12 protein-coding genes are annotated in these 19,658 nt (G+C 52.2%); 9 read left to right on the forward strand and 3 right to left on the reverse strand.

All coding sequences use genetic code 11. The features are described 5' to 3' along the window. The first annotated feature begins 1,360 nt into the window (after positions 1 to 1,360). From PHV74_08665 to PHV74_08705, 9 genes are all read left to right on the forward strand, one after another. Positions 1,361 to 2,014, forward strand: a complete 654-nt coding sequence (locus tag PHV74_08665; protein ID MDD5094434.1) for a response regulator transcription factor — start codon at positions 1,361 to 1,363, stop codon at positions 2,012 to 2,014. 30 nt (positions 2,015 to 2,044) lie between these two features. Then, positions 2,045 to 3,439 (forward strand): PAS domain-containing sensor histidine kinase, encoded by a 1,395-nt coding sequence (locus tag PHV74_08670; protein ID MDD5094435.1) that lies wholly within the window; start codon positions 2,045 to 2,047, stop codon positions 3,437 to 3,439. A 265-nt stretch (positions 3,440 to 3,704) separates the two neighbouring features. Further along, complete coding sequence (locus tag PHV74_08675; protein ID MDD5094436.1) at positions 3,705 to 4,907, forward strand: CoA transferase; 1,203 nt, start codon at positions 3,705 to 3,707, stop codon at positions 4,905 to 4,907. Next, entirely contained in the window at positions 4,907 to 6,157 is a 1,251-nt protein-coding gene (locus tag PHV74_08680) for a hypothetical protein (protein ID MDD5094437.1), read from the forward strand. The genes PHV74_08675 and PHV74_08680 overlap by 1 nt, the downstream gene beginning before the upstream one ends. Positions 6,158 to 6,402: 245 nt before the next feature. Then, positions 6,403 to 7,179, forward strand: coding sequence for a glucose 1-dehydrogenase (locus PHV74_08685; GenBank protein MDD5094438.1), 777 nt, complete (start codon positions 6,403 to 6,405; stop codon positions 7,177 to 7,179). 155 nt (positions 7,180 to 7,334) lie between these two features. Continuing rightward, positions 7,335 to 8,459 carry an acyl-CoA dehydrogenase family protein gene (locus PHV74_08690; protein ID MDD5094439.1) on the forward strand — a complete coding sequence of 375 codons (1,125 nt, stop codon included), beginning with the start codon at positions 7,335 to 7,337 and terminating at the stop codon, positions 8,457 to 8,459. 167 nt (positions 8,460 to 8,626) lie between these two features. Beyond that, the gene (locus PHV74_08695) at positions 8,627 to 9,415 is read left to right on the forward strand and encodes an electron transfer flavoprotein subunit beta/FixA family protein (GenBank protein MDD5094440.1); all 789 of its coding nucleotides are present in this window, start codon (positions 8,627 to 8,629) and stop codon (positions 9,413 to 9,415) included. Between the two features lie 12 nt (positions 9,416 to 9,427). After that, complete coding sequence (locus tag PHV74_08700; protein ID MDD5094441.1) at positions 9,428 to 10,432, forward strand: electron transfer flavoprotein subunit alpha/FixB family protein; 1,005 nt, start codon at positions 9,428 to 9,430, stop codon at positions 10,430 to 10,432. 70 nt (positions 10,433 to 10,502) lie between these two features. Continuing rightward, positions 10,503 to 12,290, forward strand: a complete 1,788-nt coding sequence (locus PHV74_08705; GenBank protein ID MDD5094442.1) for a thiamine pyrophosphate-binding protein — start codon at positions 10,503 to 10,505, stop codon at positions 12,288 to 12,290. Positions 12,291 to 12,336: 46 nt separating this feature from the next. Here the strand turns inward: PHV74_08705 and PHV74_08710 are convergent, their stop codons facing one another. From PHV74_08710 to PHV74_08720, 3 genes are all read right to left on the reverse strand, one after another. Next, complete coding sequence (locus PHV74_08710; GenBank protein MDD5094443.1) at positions 12,337 to 14,286, reverse strand: NAD(P)/FAD-dependent oxidoreductase; 1,950 nt, start codon at positions 14,284 to 14,286, stop codon at positions 12,337 to 12,339. A gap of 405 nt (positions 14,287 to 14,691) precedes the next feature. Next, on the reverse strand, positions 14,692 to 16,590 hold the full coding sequence (locus tag PHV74_08715) for a thiamine pyrophosphate-binding protein (protein ID MDD5094444.1): 1,899 nt from the start codon (positions 16,588 to 16,590) through the stop codon (positions 14,692 to 14,694). 45 nt (positions 16,591 to 16,635) lie between these two features. Beyond that, on the reverse strand, positions 16,636 to 18,567 hold the full coding sequence (locus tag PHV74_08720; GenBank protein ID MDD5094445.1) for an FAD-dependent oxidoreductase: 1,932 nt from the start codon (positions 18,565 to 18,567) through the stop codon (positions 16,636 to 16,638). Positions 18,568 to 19,658: the final 1,091 nt, after the last annotated feature.

The following is a 19,658-nucleotide window of genomic DNA, read 5'->3' on the forward strand; positions in this document are numbered from 1 at the left end:
CCATCTTACGGAACAGCTCCATCGGCATCTCGTGACTGTCTTCACATTCATTCACATAGAGGCTTACCTCTTTTTCGGCAAAATCCCTGATCGCTTTCTGAAACATCTGGTGTTCTTCTGGAAGATCAAAGTCCATTACGTAGCTTACTCCTTCCGTCTTATAACACTATATTCCTCCGCATGTTGTAGGTACAGGATCAGAAGACCTATCCATCCCGTCCTAAAGTTATGGAATATCGAATCTACATCAGCCCGGATGTCCATAGAGAGCGCGCGTTGTTCATCTGGAACAACGGCCTCATGCTCAGAACTTGGTCAATGGGGCCGTCCCCGGAAATACTCATATCTCATTAGGACACTCGCAACCTGAGTGGCACTTTTCATCTTTCTCATGAGGCAGTCTTTACGGGTTCCGGACTGCTCTGATATTTCGAGAGTTGGGGCTGGATTGTATTGTGGTGAACCAGGCATCCTATGGCCCACAAAGGAAGGGGCCGGAAAGGCACCCCGCTGGGCTCTCACAAACTTGTCCAAGTGCTAGTGTAGTGTCCTCCGTAATATGCAAACAATATGACCGCTTGCATGGCATCAGTAGGGTATGTGGAAACGAGCCAATGTCTTGGCGATGCTGGATGAACAAAGAATGACTCGGGGAAATCACGACTGGAGCTCGAACGACTCCCAAAAAGGATGTTGCAAGCACGAACTTGTCTGATAGTAGCTTCAGGGACGTCGAGTGATGTTATTGTGAAGGGATTGGGCACATCTCGTACCACTGTGAGCCTCTGAAGATAGAGATTTCAGGAGCTGAGACGTAGTGGAATCTCGACCATTGCCCCAGGTGGCTCTGGCCAACGCCGTCTAATAAAAATGGGAAGAAAGCATCGTGGAAGCGATCTTTCACACCAAACCTTCGGAGCGATATACTGGTTAATGTGATTAGTGTGTCGGTTTCCAGGGGGCAGATCATTTGAAGTGGTTGACAAACATTGCCTACGGATGTTTAATAAGCCTAATTAAACATGACTGAAAGAGTCGCCTAGCGGGCAGATGAATTATCCCTTTGCGGATTCAGTAGGATCTAAAAGTGCTTTCGCAACTCAGCGGTGAGCATTGACTTCATCAATAAATCACGGTTCAGAGACCATTCCTCGAAAGTCATCCGGATCACATTATTATAAATGAGGCGCATATGTCTACTCGGCCTCGGGGTAGTGGAACGACAATGCAGCCCAACGGTACACTTCCAACCGGTGGATCACTATTGGTGGTTATTGTCATAGATAATGGCGAGTTCTATTTACTATGAAGTCCCAAGAAGCCGCTTTCCTAGTGATCAATTAGAAGGGTGGTAGAAAACATGTCAAAAATAAGAATACTCATAGTGGATGATCATAAAATGATGCGCGACGGCATTCGGGAAATATTGCAGCGACAACCCGACTTTGAAATTGTTGGCGAGGCCAGCAATGGAGAGGAGGCGATCAAATTTGCGAACGATCTCCTGCCTGATGTGGTAATTATGGATGTTGGTATGCCTGGGATGAGTGGATTGCAGGCCACCGAGAAGATCAAGGCAAGGCACCCGACCATGCCGGTGCTGGTTTTGACGATACACAGCGAAGATGAGTACATCATGGGGCTTATTGCAGCAGGGGCAGCTGGCTATTTGTTGAAGACTTCCTATAGCAAACAGCTAGTCCAAGCGATCCGAGCAGTCGCTGAAGGAGAATTCGTCTTTGATACGATTGCCTACCACACGCTACTTAAAAATGTTGCGGTTCGCAAACCCAGTTCCCTTAGAATATTTGAGGGTCAATATTTGACACCTAGAGAAACGCAAGTCCTTCAGATGGCCGCTAACAGTATGAGCAATAAAGATATTGCAGAGGCACTCGATATCAGCGTTCGTACGGTAAAAGGTCATCTGGTAAATATCTTCGGCAAGTTGCAGGTGGGATCTAGAACTGAAGCTGTGTTGGTGGCTATAAGAAACAATTGGATTCATATCTAAAGGTTTCAGAGTATTGTTGGGGGTTCCCTGATGAAAGCCGAATTCCTGCGCTCACTTGAAGAAATGAGAGGCGTTCATTTCGTGTTTCAGGATGAAAAACTTGTCTATAGCCGCTTTGACACGGCATCATCAGGGTATGCAACGAGGGATGTCATTGGACTTCCCTTTACGTATGCAATCGCACCGGAATGCCGCGAGGAGGTATTGAAGATAAACCGTGACCTACTGAAAGGACGAGACAAATCTATAGCCTACTATAACACATTGGCACTGGCAAAAGATGGTTCCAGAGTGCCAGTTAGGTGTGCAGTATGGGCAACGATGTATCAGGATAAACCGGCTGTTGCTGGAGTGATGGCACGTATTACAGATGAGGATCAGGCAGCCTCCTTGGCGAGGGAAACGACCAGCGACTATCGTCTCCTGTCGAAAAGTGCCTCAAAAGCTGGCGAAGGAATCATTGCCTTTGAAAAGGGAAATCAAGAGCAACTATCTTGCATTTATGCCAACGAAGAGATTGAAAGACTCTCAGGGCACTTCGCAGATGACATTTTGGGCATGAAGATAAAGGATTTGTTTAGCAACGAGATTATTTGCGAGCAACCAGGCACACCTTTGCGTTATGAATCTGAGGTGTTCAAGAAAGGTGGCGGTACCACACCCGTTGAAATCTGCCTTGGTATGGCTACGCTTCATCCGAAAAGGCAAGTCACAATTGTCTACGTGAGAGACATAACCGAAAGGAAAAGGTGGGAAGCTGCGAACCTAAAGCTACAGCAATCCCTGAGATTCTATGCCAGACAGGTCATAAAAGCCCAAGAGAAGGAGCGCAAGCGTCTGTCCAGAGACCTTCACGACAGCACAATCCAGTCATTGATATCAATATATAACCGGCTGCAGGATATTAATGGTAGGTGCCCTGAGGGCTTTGGTGATTTGTGCGAGGTGATTGAAAACGCGCTAATTGACTTGCGAACTTTCACCTGGAACTTAAGACCACCTTTGTTAGACGATATGGGGTTGGCTCCCACATTACGATGGCTCACTGCCAATACACTGAGAAGCAGTGGGTTAAAAGTAGAAGTATGTATCACAGGACGAGAAAGACGTTTGCCGGATAATGTCGAGTTGTCGGTATTCCGAATTGCCCAGGAAGCCATTAACAATGTCCACCGCCATGCCAAGGCTTCAGTGGCAAAGGTGTCCCTTGATTTTGGTGAGGAATGGATAACCCTGTCAATAAGAGATAATGGCTGTGGCTTCAAGGTGCCAGCCAGACTAACCAGTCTCGCCAACAAAGGCAAGCTGGGTCTTATTGGTATGAATGAGCGAAGTATGGATATTGGCGCTGACATCCATATTAGATCCCAGAAGGGTAAAGGGTCAATTGTCCTGGTCGCAATTCCGATGTCAGGATCGGCTTAACAAAGCATCTATAGCTTGGAAATTTTTGAATACAATCCGCGAGTTACCATTAACCTCTTGTTACTCTCGTAAGCATTCTCCTTTCCACCATTCTTGAATCTGTGTCGCCTTGTACCCGTACTTTCGGACAGGATCGCTAAGCCTTCCGGCCGTTGAAGTACTTGGTGCAAGCAGCTATCCTCTAACCAGAATAGCTATCTCGTAAAATAATCGACAACGATTATCGTAACGTAGAGCACAATGTGTGTATTGAGGAGAACTTGTGATGGGTATGGCGCTTGAAGGCATAAAGGTGTTGGATCTTACCATTTGGCAACAAGGCCCGGTGGCAACACAGATGCTGGCAGACATGGGGGCGGATGTAGTCAAGATTGAAGACCGGGAGAAGGGCGATCCGGGTAGAGGTCTAGTATGGAAGAGCGATCATAGCACTCTGAACACCTATTTTGAGTGTCACAACCGTAACAAGTCAGGCATTACTCTGGACCTTAAGAAAAAAGAGGGGAAGAAGGTTTTGTATCGGCTGGTGGAGAAGGCTGATGTTTTCGTGCAAAATCTCCGCTTAGGGGTTGCAGAGCGATTGAACATCGATTACGCTACGTTCTCTGCGATTAATCCCCGGTTGATCTATGCCTCTGCCAACGGATTCGGTAAAAATGGCCCTGATAGAGAAAAGCCGTCTTTTGACGTAATAGCCCAGGGTAGGGGAGGCATGTTGAGTGTGAGCGGAGATCCCAATGAGCCTCCACCTTTGGTTCAGGTCAATGGCGTTGCCGACTGGGTTGGTGCATTAACGCTTTCTTATGGGATCATGTTAGCGCTTTTTGAACGCGAGCGATCCGGAATTGGCCAGGAGGTGGACGTTTCTCTTCTGGGAAGCCAAGCGGCTATGGGACAACTTGCTCTTCAGCGATGTCTTTTCTCTGGGAAGGCACCAGGCAGAGTGTCGCGGAGAAAAGTTCGTAATGCCCTGTGGAATAACTATAAGGCAGGAGACGGGAAGTGGATCATTCTTGCAGCACTCCAATCTCAGCGATTTTGGCCTGATTTTTGCAGGGTTTTGAATATCGGACAACTTGAAAAGGACCCTCGATTTGATTCGATCGATGGACGGGGTGATAATGCTGAGAAACTGATTGCGATCCTGGATAAAGTTTTCGCCACTCTGCCTAGGGATGAGTGGATTCACAAGCTGGAGGAGGTGGACATCCCCTGTGGTCCGGTAAATGATTATGCCGATGTAGTTGCAGATCCTCAGATGGCTGCCAACGCGTACCTTGTGGACTTTGAACATCCCGTTGCCGGGCCCATAAAGATGGTAGGAATGCCTGTTGGGCTCAGCAGAACGCCGGGAAAGCTGAGGATGGCTGCTCCCGAGTTCGGTCAGCACACGGAAACGGTATTGATGGAATGGGCGGGCTTCAGTTGGGAGGAAATCGAACAATTAAGAACCAAGGAGGTCATCTAATGAAATTCGAAATGAGCAAGCACTTACCAAAGAAAGTCGAGATGGTTGAAGTTCTGCTTAGAGATGGCATGCAGAGTATGACAAAGTTTGTGCCAACGGAAACCAAGCTATGGTTTGCAGAACAATTTATCAAAGCAGGATACAAAACAATCGAAGTCACAAACTTCGGTCACCCCAAAATAATACCTCAAAGCAGGGATGCTGAGGAAATTATGAAGAAAGTCTGGGGTTTGGAGCCGGTAAAGAAGGGCGGGGTCAAGCTGAAATGCTATGGTATGAACAAGAGGGCTTTTGAAAGGGCAGCTCAAGCGAGACAGGGAGGCTATGGGCCTCATCTCATGGCATTCACAATTTCTGCGGAAGACCTTCATGGCAGAAGGAATGCCAACAAGACAAGAGAGGAATTTTTCCGCGAAATTCCGGAGTTGGTGCGGATTGCCAAGGAGAATGATTTTGACATCGATATGGCCATATCCTGCGTCTATGGCTCGCCACTTGCGGGACCAGTTCCCGTGAAGAGTGTTGTTGAGATAATGGATCGTGGCCTTGATTTGGGAATACGTAACTTCACTCCTTGCGACACCACCGGGGAATGCAACCCGCTGAGAGCCCATGAATACATGGCCACTCTGGTGGATCGGTATGGAAAGTACGACAGTGAGGTCAAATTCAGGATATCCCATTTCCACGAGGCCCGGGGCATGGCTTTGGCAAACAACTTAGCAGCCATCACGGCCGGTGCCAGAATAGTGGAAACCTCTTTAGGACTGGGCGGAGGTCAACCGGCAAACATAGTCGATGCTGTGCCTGGCATCGGGACCGGCCCCACCTACACTAACTTCTGTGGCACCGGCAATAGCTCAACAGAAGATATCCTTGTAATGCTTGATGAAATGGGGATCGACGTAGGGGTTGACATTGACAAAATGCTACAGCTCGGCAGGGTGTTCGAATGGGTGGTGGAGCAGAGTCTGCCTTCATGGTGCACAAAGTCGGGCAGACCTGTCAAGTATCCTGTGGAATGGAACATACCCACTGCGAATATGGAATTTGTGCCTCCTTACGGGCCACCACAGACGTATTGGGCATATCCTTCCAAGTACAAACCGGCCTCGCCCGAATTCATAGCGAAGGAATTCGAAGGTCGTGAGTTGAGGTGGGATTCATGGGGAAAGGGGGCAAGCGCCTTGGAGGAAGACCAACCGGCAAAAGCTATCAAAGACAAGGCTCTTGTCAAGGCAAGAAGCTGAAAGTAACATGTAACAGGATAGGTGTGGGCTAATGGAAGAGTTACCAAATACTGTTCCATCGATCTGTTCGGACCAGTATTTGGCGTCTTATCAAAGGTCGTCAGGAGCGCAGGAATCTTCACAGTTCATGCGGTTAGGATGAAGGGTGATGTGTCGGCAACGACAGATCACCCTTTTCGTTATGAAATCGAAGAGTGTGCTGGATTGGCCAGAGTGACCAGAAAACTTCAAGGGGGATTAGGATCGTGATACTGTCGAAGTTTCAGCTCACAGACAGGGTGGCAATCGTAACCGGAGCGGGGAAGGGTATTGGTAAAGGCATTGCTCTTGGCCTTGCGGAAGCTGGGGCAAATGTGGTTGTCGTCGCGCGGACAGTGGAACATATTGAAGCCACCGCTGCCGAAGTCCGTGCTCTTGGTCGGCGTACCCTGGCCATACCCGCAGACGTCCGCAATAGTGAACAGGTGCAAAATGTGGTGCAAAAGACGATCGCAGAGTTTGGGCGGATTGACATTCTGGTGAACAATGTTGGAGGAGGTGGCTTTCCATCTTCCTTCATGGATATCAGCGAGAATCGGTGGGACGCCGTGCTGCGCGTAAACCTGAAGTCTTGTGTCATATGTACACAAGCCGTATTGAAGACGATGTTGGGACAGAGGAGCGGGGCCATCATCAATATTGCATCCGGCGCGGGACTGGTGGGCACGCCGCGTCAAGCCGCTTATGGGGCGGCCAAAGCAGCTGTTGTCAATTTGACCGACTCGCTTGCATCGGAGCTTGCCCCTTTCAATGTCCGCGTCAATTGCATCGCCTCAGGCCCCATCGCCACGGAGGGATTAGTAGAGACTATGTCGGAGGCGGCAAAGACTGAATTGATATCCCACCTGGCGATCAAGCGTTTGGGTACGCCACAGGATATTGCTGCGGCGACAGTCTTTTTAGCAGCTGATGCGTCAGAATGGGTTACGGGAAAGACTCTCCAGATCGATGGGGGATACCGCTGTCCGCACATGCTGGTCTGATCCTTGGCTCATAGCCGCCTGGTCAATTGATAGTGATAGCCATACAGGACAACAGCAGCTACTATTTACTGGGCAGGACAAACCCTGCTTAAGTGATACGAACTGACATCCCTCAAAAGGCGTGTCTATCTATCCGGCTGAAGGAGGTTAGTCCGATGGATTTTCGTCTGACCATTGAAGAGAAGCTCATCCAGAAGGCAGCCCGTGAGTTCGCCAAGACTGAGATTGAGCCCATTGCGGACAAGATTGAGCGGGAGAAGAAAGTCCCGCGTGAGATCGTCTACAAGATGGGGAAGGCCGGTCTTCTGGGAATGCCCTTGCCCAGAAAATACGGGGGCGGCGATTCGGGTTATCTCAATTGGGTGCTGGCTCTGGAACAAATGCACTATCCGGTGTCTGCAAGCAGCAGCTTCATGAACATGTGCGGCATGGTAGGTTTGGGTATCGTTAAGTTCGGGACGGAAGAGCAGAAAGAGCGGTTTTTGAGGCCGATGTGCACTGGCGAGACGGTGGGAAGCTGGGCCTTTACGGAGCCGTCTACGGGTTCTGATCCCAAGTCGCTGGTCACCAGGGCCGAACGCGATGGCGACTTCTGGGTGATCAACGGCATCAAGCGTTTCAATACCAAAGGGGATCTCGATGGCCCGGCAGTGGTCTTCGCCAATATCGACGGGGTAAAGACAACCGCTTTCATTGTCGATAAGAACCAGGAAGGATACATAAACTCCAAACCTTACGAGCTGATGGGAAACCTGGGGACTGAGACGATGGACACCCGATTTATTAACGTGCGGGTACATAGGAGCCGGCTTCTGGGTGAGGTAGGGAAGGGATTCAATATCCTGCTGGCGGCGGCGGCAGTGGGCAGGTTGGGGCTATCGATCAAATCGGTGGCTATGGCTCAGGCTGCGCTGGATGAAGGAGTCAAGTATGCCAAACAGAGGACCCGGAGAGGCGTGCCCATCGGTTTCATGCAGGCCATCCAGTGGCTGTTGGCCGAGGCCGCAGTCCGGGTGGAAGGCTCACGGTGGATGACCTATAGAACCGCATCTCTAAAGGACCAGGGGTCTGATATCCTCAAAGAGTCTTCCATGATCAAGTTGTTCACCACCCGAATGGCCAAAGAGGCAGTGGATATGAGCATGCAGATTCACGGCTCGTATGGCTTTATCAGGGATTTCAAGATCGAACGAATTTATCGGGCGGTCAAGGAGAATGAGCTGATTGAGGGATCAAGCGAGGTTCAGAGGTCCATCATCGCCGGACATCTGATGAATTAGGGGGCTCTGAGTAAGTATTATTCACCCCCCAAACCCCCGATAGAAAGCATCGTCCACCACTTGGCAAGAGATTCCTTAGCATCGGGAGGTCTCCCACCAGCGGTTGAGGGCCTGTCGAGGGGATGTCCCTCGGTTCTTTCGCCAAATACATTTGAGGTAGGCTTGAGATGAAAATTATTGTCTGCATAAAGCAAGTTCCCAGCGCGGCCAAGGTGCCCATCGATACTCGTACAGGTGCTCTGGTGAGGGAAGGGTGCCCTTCCGATATCAACTCGGACGATAAACACGCCCTGGAGGAGGCGCTGTTGCTCAAAGCCAAACACGGGGGGAGAGTGACGGCCGTCACCATGGGCCCGCCTCAGTCAGAGGAATCGCTCCGGGAATCCCTGGCCATGGGTGTGGATGCGGCGATACTGCTCAGCGATCCGTCCTTTGCCGGAGCGGACACATCGGCCACCTCGTATGTGCTGGCAAGCGCGGTCAGAAAGCTGGGAGACTTTGACCTGATTCTCTGCGGAAAGCAGACTTCGGATGGCGATACCGCCCAGGTCGGGCCGCAACTGGCCGAAGAGCTTCAGTTGCCCCAGATCACCTATGTGCGCAAGCTCCAAATCGAGGGGGGAACTCTCCAAGCGGAGCGATCACTTTCGGACGGCTATGAGGTGGCGGAGGCGAAGTTGCCCCTTCTGGTAACCGTCACCAAGGAGATCAACACCCCTGGAAAACCGACCATTGTCGACATCCTGGACGCATGCAGACAAGAGGACGTCACGGTTTGGAATGCCGATGACCTCAATCTGAATAAGGACAAGATCGGTCTCGGTGGTTCACTCACACAAATGACCCGGGCATTCGTCCCTCAGCCGCGGAAACGGTCGGGGAAGATTTACAAAGGCTCGGTGGAGGATGCGGTTCAAAATGTCCTGAATGATCTGGAAGTCAAGCATTTGATCTGATCGGGAGGAGAAATGAGCTTTAACGAATATCATAGCGTATGGGTCTTTGCCGAGCAGACGAACGGTCGGTTGAGCGCTGTATCCCTGGAGTTGCTGGGAAAAGGGCGCGACCTAGCTGGCAGTCTAAACACACAACTCTCCGCAGTTCTGCTGGGCTGGCAGATGGAGAATCTGGCTCAAGACCTGATCCACTACGGCGCTGACAAAGTGTATCTTGCCGATGATCCTCAACTGAGCCACTACATGACAGGTTCCTACACAACTGTCATAACCAAGCAGATTCTGGAGTCCAAACCGGAGATACTGCTCTTCGGGGCCACCGATATCGGCAGGGACCTGGCCCCCAGGGTAGCTAAGAGGTCGGGGGTTGGCCTCACCGCAGACTGCACCGATCTGGCTATCGAAAAGGAGAGCGGCCTCCTGTTAAGCACCAAGCCCGGCTACGGAGCGAGCATGATGTACATCTTCGTCTGCGCCCAGGCTAGACCGCAGATGGCCACCGTTAGGCCGGGCGTGATGCGGGCGCTGGAAAAAGATGCCAAACGCACAGGGCAGATCATCCATGTTCCCGTACGGCTGGAAGCCTCCGATATGCCGGTCAAGATCGTGAAGAGGGTTAAGGAGATCAAGAAAGGCGCTAAACTTGAGGAAGCCCGGATCATCGTCGGGGCGGGCATGGGCGTGGGTTCGGCCGAGAAATTTGCCGTGATCCATCAGCTCGCCGAAGTGTTGGGGGCTGAGATAGGAACCACCAAGTATCCCTTAGACGAAGGCTGGATCACGGGTGATCGCATGATCGGCCAAACCGGCAAGACGGTCAAACCGCAACTCTATGTCGCCTGCGGCATATCGGGAGCCATCCAGCACATCTCGGGTGTGTGGGACTCCGATACCATCGTGGCCATAAATACAGATCCCCGGGCAGATATCTTCGGCATTGCGGATTACGGCATCGTGGGCGACCTCCATGAGGTCATTCCCGCTCTGATTGAGGAGCTAAGTAAACGGCATACATAACCCGTCCTGATTTCAGGGGAGACAAGGATAGATCGAATATCGGAAATTGTGGCCAATGAGGTAGGAGCATATGACAGACAAACCTGCAAGCATAGCGCATGTGGTCGGCGGCATACTAAAGGAAGAGGGAGTGGAGCATGCCTTCGGTGTGTATGGAAATGGTGTCATCTTTCTATACACAGGAGCGTCTGATAACGGTGTAAAACTTGTCAACATGCGTCACGAACAGGCCGCTGCGTTTGCTGCGGACGCTTATGCCCGGGCCAAGCGTCGTCCGAGTGTGTGTATGCTCATGGGAGGTCCAGGCTATACTTATGCGTCCAGCGGCATAGCACAAGCCTACTATGCCAAGAGCCCTGTGGTTGCACTGGTGTCCCAACATCCTACCTTTGATGATGTAAAAGGGGCTTCGGCTAAATCCTATGCTGCTGATGCGTTGAGAGGTATTGCGAAACTGACCACCAGGGTGGTTGACAGACGCCTCGTTGCCCATCATGTGAAGCGAGCGTTCATAGAAGCATCTGCGTATCCGCCTGGACCAGCAGTGGTGGAAATTCCGGAGAACTTCCTGGCCAGCCAGCGTGACGTAGGTGAACAGCGAGGATACCAGAAGTCGTATCTCCACGAGCCTCCCATGCCGGGTGGGGCTGATAGCAAGGCGGTGGAGCAAGCGGTGAGGATTCTCCTTGAGGCCGAAAGGCCAGTGATTGCAGGGGGTGATGAGATATACTGGGCAGGAGCCTGGACGGAACTCAACGAATTCGTGGAACTGGTCCAATGCCCGGTCATGACAAGACGGGTGGCACGTGGTGCCGTTCCCGAAAACCACCCCCTGGCATTTGGAGGCCGGGCCAGAGGAGATGTGCTGGCAAAGGCTGATGTGGCCATGATAATCGGATTATCGCTTGGATATCTGGAGAATTATGGTGAGTGGGCTCGGCACACTAGACTCATCCAGGTATGTCACAGCGAGCAGGAAATCCATTGCGGTTCGCCGACGGAAATGGTTCTTCTTGGTGATGCCAAAGCCATCTTAAAGCAAATGATCGATTACGCTCGAACCGCATCGGTCGAGCCTACAAGAAGACAAGCCTGGCTCGATGCTGTGGCCGGTATCAAGAGAGCCCAGTCCCAGAAGCTGAACAAGGCAGCAGAGAGAGCGTGTGTAGCTAGCCCTATTCACCCCGCTTTTCTGGCCAAGGAGATTGTGGAGTTTTTGGACGATAGCGCCACAATCGTCTTTGATGCTCTGGTGGGAAGCTCATCCCTGACGGAAAGGATCGAATCAAAGTTTGCCGGGCAGATACTGGATACGGGAGAGTGGATCACCATAGGGCATGGAGTGGGCATGGGAATCGGAGCTCAACTGGCCCGGCCAGGCAAGCAGGTCTTTGTGATGATGGGTGATGGGGGGATTGGCGCCGGTGGATTTGATATCGAAACAGCCATTAGATGCCGCCTGCCCGTGGTATATCTGATCAATAACAACAGTTCCTGGCTGAGCAGCATGACCGACAATTTCTGCCGCGAGTTGCGCCTTGCCGATGGCCGGATAGGGAATGTTTCCGATCTGACGCCCGGTGTCCGTTATGACAAGGTTTTTGAACCTTTTGGCTGTCATGTGGAGCATGTGGAACATCCTCAGGATATTCGGCCTGCTCTTGAGCGCAGCTTCAACTCAGGGAAAACCAGCGTGATCGATGTGGTGGTTGATCGTCACGTTATTCATCCCATGTTTCTGCGTGGTGGCCAGTTGTTCCGGGCTATAGGGCCTGATAGAATGTCGGAATTCGGACGGCGCGCCGCCTTCTCTGAGCTATTCCCCAAGAAGGGTAAAGAGGAAGGCACGATGGATTAGGAAGACAACCTGAGAGCATCGGCCTAGTAAAGCGTCCCCTGCAAGCTCAGACGTCTCTTCCGACCTGTGCCCCCTCGGCGATAGCCTCTAGGGCTGTGCGAGGATTTTTGGCGTCTCCTATCACATGGAATTCAGCCACTTTGTCCTTGAGCACCGAAGTCAGTTCATCGATCGGCTTCACCCCCAGAGCTAGGACGATCAAGTCGATTCCACGGATAGTTGATTCCGTGCCGTTCTGAGCGATCGCCACCCCGTCGTCCAGAACCTCTTTGACTGTAGCAGAGGTAGTCATCCTCACTCCCTTTTCGCGCAGTCTGTGCAGGAGCCAGGCTCGTGGCCCGCCGGGCATATCAGTAGCGATAGCGGGTAACATCTCCACAATGCTCACCACCGCACCACCTATGGTCATCTCACTTTGTTCGGCCACGAATTCAGCTACCTCACAACCCACCGCACCTCCCCCGATGACCAGAACATTCTTAAACCTCATGGCGACTGCGCCACCCAGCACATCATGGGCAGTAACCACGTTCTTTCCATCGATTCCGGGAAGATCAGGGATGCAGGGACTCCCTCCTGTGGCTATCACTACAACATCCGGCTTGATCTCCCCAATCAGATTCGGTGTAACCTCCGTATTCAGCTTGGTAATGACACCAGCTTTTTCGATCTGCCGGGAGAGATATTGTATTGCCAGCGACAGGTCCTGTTTGTAAGGGGGAATAGATGCCAGATTGAATTGTCCTCCCAGTTTCCCCCCTTTCTCGCACAAGCTGACCTGATGCCCTCTCAGAGCCGCTATCCGGGCTGCCTCCAATCCGGCGAGGCCTCCGCCAGCTACCAGCACCTTTCTGGGCTTCTTTGTTGGGATAAGGGTCATCTCTTTCTCCCTACCCACGGATGGATTGACCATGCAGGTCGTCTCTTTACCGACACCGCCGGCAGTACACCGGCAGCACCCAACACATGGGATAATGTCCTCGAATCTTCCCTCCGCTGCCTTTCTGGGTAACTCAGGGTCAGCCAGAAGAGCCCTTCCCATAACCACCATATCTGCCTGGTTTTCATTCAGGATGTGTTCTGCCAGTCGGGGATCAGTGATTCTCCCCACCACCATTACAGGTAGCTTTGTCACTTTCTTCACGGCTACTGATAAGGATGCGTTTAAACCTCGAGGCGAGCCGTTGGGAGGTATCACTCGCCATAACAGTTCAGGATAGACTCCGGCCGAGACGTGAAAAGCAGCCACCCCTGCTTCGACAAGTATCGGGACGATGTATTGTGTTTCCTCGATAGGCCGCCCACTCGGCACCAGATCGTCGCCAGAAATTCGCAGGACGATGGGAAAGTCATTGCCTGCTCTGGCCCGGATACTCTGAAGAACCTCCAGCAGCAGCTTCAGTCTCCCTTCAATCGAGCCGCCATAGGCGTCGGCCCGTTTGTTTCGCAGGGCCGACAGGAAACACCCCAGCAGGTGATAGCTATGGGCAGCGTGTACTGCTACTCCATCGCAACCTGCATCTCTCACCCGCCTGGCCGCCTCGCCAAACTGGTCTATCACCCTTTCGATCTCTTCCAGAGAAAGTTCTTTGACCCGATGTCCCGTCAGTTTACTCAATGTAGGGGAGGGCCCAATCGGTTCGATCCCCTGAAGCGAGCAAAAGGCATCCGGTCCCCGGTGCACAAGCTGCGGTATTACCCTGCCTCCATGAGCATGGACCGATTTAGCCAATTCTTTAAGACTCGGGATCTGCCTGTCATCCCAGACACCGATGCCATATGGAAAGTACGGCGACGGGTAGGCCACCGATGTGTCTCCCAGAGTAATCAGCCCGACTCCGCCTTTGGCCCGTGCCTCATAGTAATCGATCATCTTCTGAGAGTAAGTGCCTTCTTTGGCAGCCCACCACATGTGCATTGGAGCGAGGACAATACGATTGTTTAGCTCCACTCTCCCGATCTTGATCGGGCTGAACATCTTTTTTAGTGCTGCCATTTCAATCTCCCTCTTTTCAGCGCAACAGCTATCACCTGTTTGGTGAAATCAGAGCTTCATTGGGTATCACTATGGCTGGTGCGTGTTGGTTGCTTGAGAAATGAGACTTGATTCCCGCATGGAGTGTGCTTACCTTTGAAAGTGGCGCAATGGATGTTCACGGAACTTCAGAGCGTGAGACCGAATTTCTAATCAAGCGGGAGTTCCCCGCCTGTGAAGGCGGGGGTGAGAGCCGATTCCTGCGAAGCAGGACAAGCTCCGCTTGAACCCGCAAGTACCACGCCTGTAAAGGCGTGGGTATCTATATCACGCCCTCCAGCGGATTACGATCACAAGCCCAATCCGCCCCTATCGAAATCATCATCGACAGGGGCGGATTGGGTGTTGTACTTGGTATTGAGGTTTCTATGCTTTCGCGTCGAACTTAGCGCTGGCTTGCACCTGTCTTGAGGATGCCTTGGAAGGTTTCAGGATCGGATATCCCTTCCGGCGAAGTTCAGCCAGCACTTCGGGAGTTCCTGTCTTCATGACAAGATCTTGGAAGTCTTCGGGTATCTTGCTAGTATCGCAGGAGAGCTTGGCAAGGACCGTCATATTGAATGTTTGCAGCGTTGGATTCCAGACCTTGGGATCCGTCAATACGTTAATCACCGAGGTCTTGCCCGAATTGAAGGCCCGATCCAAGGCCGGACGGATATCCGCCGGGTCAGCCACCGTCTCGCCGTAGCAGCCTACCCGCTCGAACATCTCATCGTACTTGATATCGGGGAGCATATCCCACGGATAGACCTGCCCTTTATAATACGCGTCGTAAGAGCCTGCCAGCCATGTGCTGTTATTGCTGACTACATACACTATGGGAAGCTTGTATCGTGAGGCGGTTTCGATGTCCATGCCGCCGATACCCAATCCCCCATCACCCATCATCACACAGACCTGTTTTCCCGGCCGCGCAAGTTGCGCCCCGATGCCCATGCCGATACCATGCCCCACTCCACCCCATACCCCACAATCCAGAACCTGCCCGGAATACCTGGCTCTCAAACGGTCGGTGAGAAAGGCCGAACCGACATAGGCATCATAGACAATGGTGGCATCGGGATCCAGGAAATTGGCAATCTCGTCGGCCAACCGCACTGTGTGTATAGGCTTGGCGTCGGCATACTCGGCGAGGGCCTCAGCCTGCCATTGGGTGTGCTCGTCGCGGCATCGATCAAGATGTTCCAGCCAAGCGGTCCGTTTCGGAGCTGTCTTTGTCAGACTTCTGGCGCAATCGATCATCTGTCGAAGGACCGATTTGGCATTGCCGATTATTCTGAGGGCTATGGGGAGAGGCTGCCAAGCATCCTCCGCCGATTCGTGGATGATAATCCGTTTTGCCTTGGCGGGCCATATCGGCGGCAAACCATGCCCCTCAAGGCCACCCAAATGCAGTCCGATAATGGCTATGACATCGGCATCCTTCCAGAATCTGCCGCGATAGCCAGCTCTCACGGCCAGCGGATGGTCCTCGGCTACGGCGCCTCGGGAGATTCGGCGGGTGTGCACTGGAATGTTCAGCAACTCCACGAGTTCCTGAAGCTCGGCCGCCGCATCAGCCCAGTGTATGCCTTCTCCAGCCGCTATGATCGGCCTCTCTGCCTCAAGTAACATGCGGACAGCCTTCTCGATCGCCTTGGGATCTCCGCAAGTAGGGGCAGGTGGTGCTTGTTGCTCCAAGGGAACATCTCCCACGAGTTTGCTTTCGTCCCCACTGGTCAAGAGTGAATTCATATCCATAGAGAGCACGATCGGGCGCGGAGGATAGACCATGCAATCATAGAGCGCCTTGCGCAGGTAAAGGGGGATATTCGCCCACTCGTACATCTCCAGGCTCCATCGGGTGATGCCCCGGGTCAACTCCTGGGGATAGGCTTCCTGAAATGCGCGGCCGAAATATTGACCTCTGGTGTGCTGTCCTGTGAAGGCGACCATCGGAGCACGGTTGTACCATGCTTGCGATATTCCAGAGATCATGTTGGTAAATCCGGGGCCCGCCGTTCCGTAGCAGATGCCCGGTGTGCGCGTGCATCGCGCATACGCCTCGGCCGCATAAGGTCCGGCTTGCTCGTGGCGCAGGTGAAGGCGCTCGATGCCGAATTCATGAAATCCGGTTTCGAAGGGCCAGACATGGCCGCCATGAATTCCAAAGACGTACTTGATTCCGTGTTCCTTTAGAATTCGACCGACTATTCGTCCGCCATGCATGGGATAAGGACGCGCCGGCGGCTTGGGAGTATCAGTGGTTCTCTTTGTGTCGTCCATAACTCATTCTCCTTGTATGATATGATTTGCGAGATGTTGAGTAAATTAGATCAGGCGCGCGGTATGAAAGCCCTCCCACATCGCATGGATAATTCTCCTTGGCTTAACGCAGTCACCAATGGCAAAAAGCTCGGGGACTTTGCCCTCAAGAGAATCTCTCAGGCTGGAATCCGGAGAGAAACCCAGACAATGCACCATGCAGTCAAATTCGAGCTCTCTCTGTTTGCCATCGATAATTACCGATGCGCTCGATTGGGCCACTTCCAACAGCTTGGTATTCGTCAAGACCTCGATCTTGCTTTTCCCCATTCGGTCAAAGAGGGCCTTTGCGCTGAGGTTGCCGATCCCTTCTGGAACCAGCCGGTCCATCATTTCGATGATCGTTACTTGCTTGCCCTGTTCTGCAAGATACATGGCAGTTTCACACCCCACCAGGCCACCTCCTGCTACAATCACCCTTTCTCCTGCCTTGGCTTTTCCCGTCAGAAGGTCAATTGAACAGCATATCTTCTTATTCCCATCTAGGCCTTTGATCGGCGGCGTCCACGTCGTGGCGCCAATGGCGACGATTGCCACATCCGGATTTAACTGTAACACCAGTTCAGGAGTCGCCTCTTTCATGAGCTCTATCGTGACTCCGACTTTTGTCACTTGGGTAGACAGGTAGTTTATCAACCGGCGCAGGTCTTGCTTGAACGACGGAACAGAAGCGGGTATCAGTTTGCCGCCCAGCTTGGCGCCTTTCTCCCACAATTGGACATCATGGCCGCGTAGCGCTGCCACCCTGGCTGCCTCAAGCCCGCCTGGGCCTCCGCCGATCACCAGTACCGATTTTTTCTGCTGAGCGGGCTGCAGTGCATATTCTCTCTCCATGCCGCTGGCAGCATTGACAGTGCAACTGAGATAGAGCCCGGAGAAAGCCCGATTGATGCAGCCTTCCATATCCCCGATGCATGGCCGGATATCCTCAGTGCGTCCCTGCCTGAGTTTTTTCACCCATTCCGGATCGGCCAGCAAAGGCCTGCCCAGTGCAACGAAATCCGCCTTGCCTTGCCGAAGCACCGCTTCCGCAATTTGCGGGTCACCCAGCTTGCCGTGAGCGATAACAGGGATGCTGACCACCTTTTTTACCGCTTCAGAACACTGAATTTGACAGGCTTGTGGCTCGTATGTCGTGGGCAGCGATTTGTATTGCACCTCAATGCATCCGAAATCAATATGCAGAGCCGCTACGCCGGCTTTTTCCAGCCGCTTGCATATCTCCAGCCCTTCCTCGATTTCGCGTCCACCCGGTATCCCGTGAACCGGGTTGAACTTATAAAGAATGGGGAAGTCACTCCCCACAGCGCTCCTGGCTGCATTGATCAGCTCAATGGAAAATCTGAGCCTACCATCGAGGTTTCCGCCGTATTTGTCTGTGCGCTTATTCCAGAGCGCAGTTTGAAATTGATCCAGCAGGTAGCCACCATAGCCATGCACCTCGATTGCATCACCTCCTGCAATCTTCACCATTCCGGCCGCAGTTGCATAGGAAACTAGCAGCAGGTTGATTTCGTCTAGGGTGAGCTCTCGCGCCTCAATTCGAGGGTCATAGAATGATGGCACTCGAGACGCGGAGACGATTTTGCCGCAGATGGGAGGTGCATTGACACGCCCGAATCCCGGGCTCAGCTGAACCGCAATCTTCGCTCCGTAGTGATGCACGGCATCACAGAGTTCGCCAAGCCGGCTGATGTATTTCGGGCTGTCCAGCCGGCTGACCTTCTCCGCCATGCCTCCCTCCAAACTCGCATTGACAACCGTGGCCCCGGTGATGATGAGGCCAATGCCTCCCCTGGCTCTGGCAGCGTAATAATCGATGACCCGTCGGGATGTGCCTCCATCCAGATCGGAAAGCCCGACCGTTCCCATCGGGCACATCACGATTCGATTCCTAGTTGCCATCGTGCCGATTGTTCCGGGCTCAAGTAATTTCATTGCATTGTCCTTAATTTCTGGTGGGGAGATGATATGGACCTCTAGCTGACGTTGTGTCACGTATATTTGTGTGGAGTATAGATGTTTGCGTAACGTCCGGCAACGATCAGAAGGCCTAGTTATATGGTCCAAAAGTACTAGTGTAATAACATCCCGGAAAACACAAAGGGAAGGGATATTTCCGGAAGCTCTGAGAAGGTGCTGATCAACACCCACGAATTGTGATCTCGGTAGAGGACATCCCCTGGCTGGGGGTCTTTTGCGCCACCTAATCAGAGGCTTCCTTAAATACCAGCATGTTTCCTCTTCATCTCTTCAACCTTTGTCTCATCGATAAATATGACCCTTTATCTGTTCAACATCCATAACTTTAGGACGGGATAAGAGGGTCTTCTGGTCGTTGTTCAGATGTCGTGCTGAAGAATATAGTGATGCTAAGAGAAGATATAGCTTATGTCTCGTCAAATCCCACAAAACCAATGCAAGGAACTAGTCGCGGTTTGCGGGAGTCCTCGGTTCTGTTGGTGATGGTTGTTAAGACGATTATTGCTAGGCTACAGCGGCACTGAGAGAACGAAGGGGGCCGATAGTTGGGATGCGAGTTTTTTCTCTGTTGAGACGGGTTTCAGATCAGCTACCTAAGGAATCTCTGGCAAAGTCTGGATTCATGCGATGATACGGGCAGGTTATTTGAAGAATATCTGCCGACGAACGGTGGCCCCTCTTTTGCCAGCTGGCATGTGACTAACTAGAAGAAGACTCGCCGGGAAAAGTTTCTGGAAGAGGTGGATATCGTGATTCGGTTTCATTCTGATGAGGGGGTAGTCTGCCCGAGAGCGCAAAAGTTCCCCTCTAAGCAATGGGGTAACGATGGAAAACCAACCCAACTGAGGTTCTGAAACCGAATTTTGCAGAACGAAAACACTTTAAGATCATTCTTCGACCACTTAATCAGAGGTTCGTCGGGGTAGAATAGGCGATGGGAATTGGTTCCCATTTGTCAATACCAAGGAGGATATTCAATGAAGCCTGTCGCGGATCGACTCAAAGAATTGCAGGAAAGAATAGATAAGGATACTGCCCAGGGTGGA

The organism is Dehalococcoidia bacterium (assembly GCA_028711995.1).
GTDB lineage: Bacteria > Chloroflexota > Dehalococcoidia > SZUA-161 > SpSt-899 > JAQTRE01.

Excerpts from the sequence above, each read along its gene's own strand:
- PHV74_08665 (MDD5094434.1), top strand. The coding sequence starts at position 1,361 with ATGTCAAAAATAAGAATACTCATAGTGGATGATCATAAAATGATGCGC.
- PHV74_08670 (MDD5094435.1), top strand. The coding sequence starts at position 2,045 with ATGAAAGCCGAATTCCTGCGCTCACTTGAAGAAATGAGAGGCGTTCAT.
- PHV74_08675 (MDD5094436.1), top strand. The coding sequence starts at position 3,705 with ATGGGTATGGCGCTTGAAGGCATAAAGGTGTTGGATCTTACCATTTGG.
- PHV74_08680 (MDD5094437.1), top strand. The coding sequence starts at position 4,907 with ATGAAATTCGAAATGAGCAAGCACTTACCAAAGAAAGTCGAGATGGTT.
- PHV74_08690 (MDD5094439.1), top strand. The coding sequence starts at position 7,335 with ATGGATTTTCGTCTGACCATTGAAGAGAAGCTCATCCAGAAGGCAGCC.
- PHV74_08695 (MDD5094440.1), top strand. The coding sequence starts at position 8,627 with ATGAAAATTATTGTCTGCATAAAGCAAGTTCCCAGCGCGGCCAAGGTG.
- PHV74_08700 (MDD5094441.1), top strand. The coding sequence starts at position 9,428 with ATGAGCTTTAACGAATATCATAGCGTATGGGTCTTTGCCGAGCAGACG.
- PHV74_08705 (MDD5094442.1), top strand. The coding sequence starts at position 10,503 with ATGACAGACAAACCTGCAAGCATAGCGCATGTGGTCGGCGGCATACTA.
- PHV74_08710 (MDD5094443.1), bottom strand. The coding sequence starts at position 14,286 with ATGGCAGCACTAAAAAAGATGTTCAGCCCGATCAAGATCGGGAGAGTG.
- PHV74_08715 (MDD5094444.1), bottom strand. The coding sequence starts at position 16,590 with ATGGACGACACAAAGAGAACCACTGATACTCCCAAGCCGCCGGCGCGT.
- PHV74_08720 (MDD5094445.1), bottom strand. The coding sequence starts at position 18,567 with ATGAAATTACTTGAGCCCGGAACAATCGGCACGATGGCAACTAGGAAT.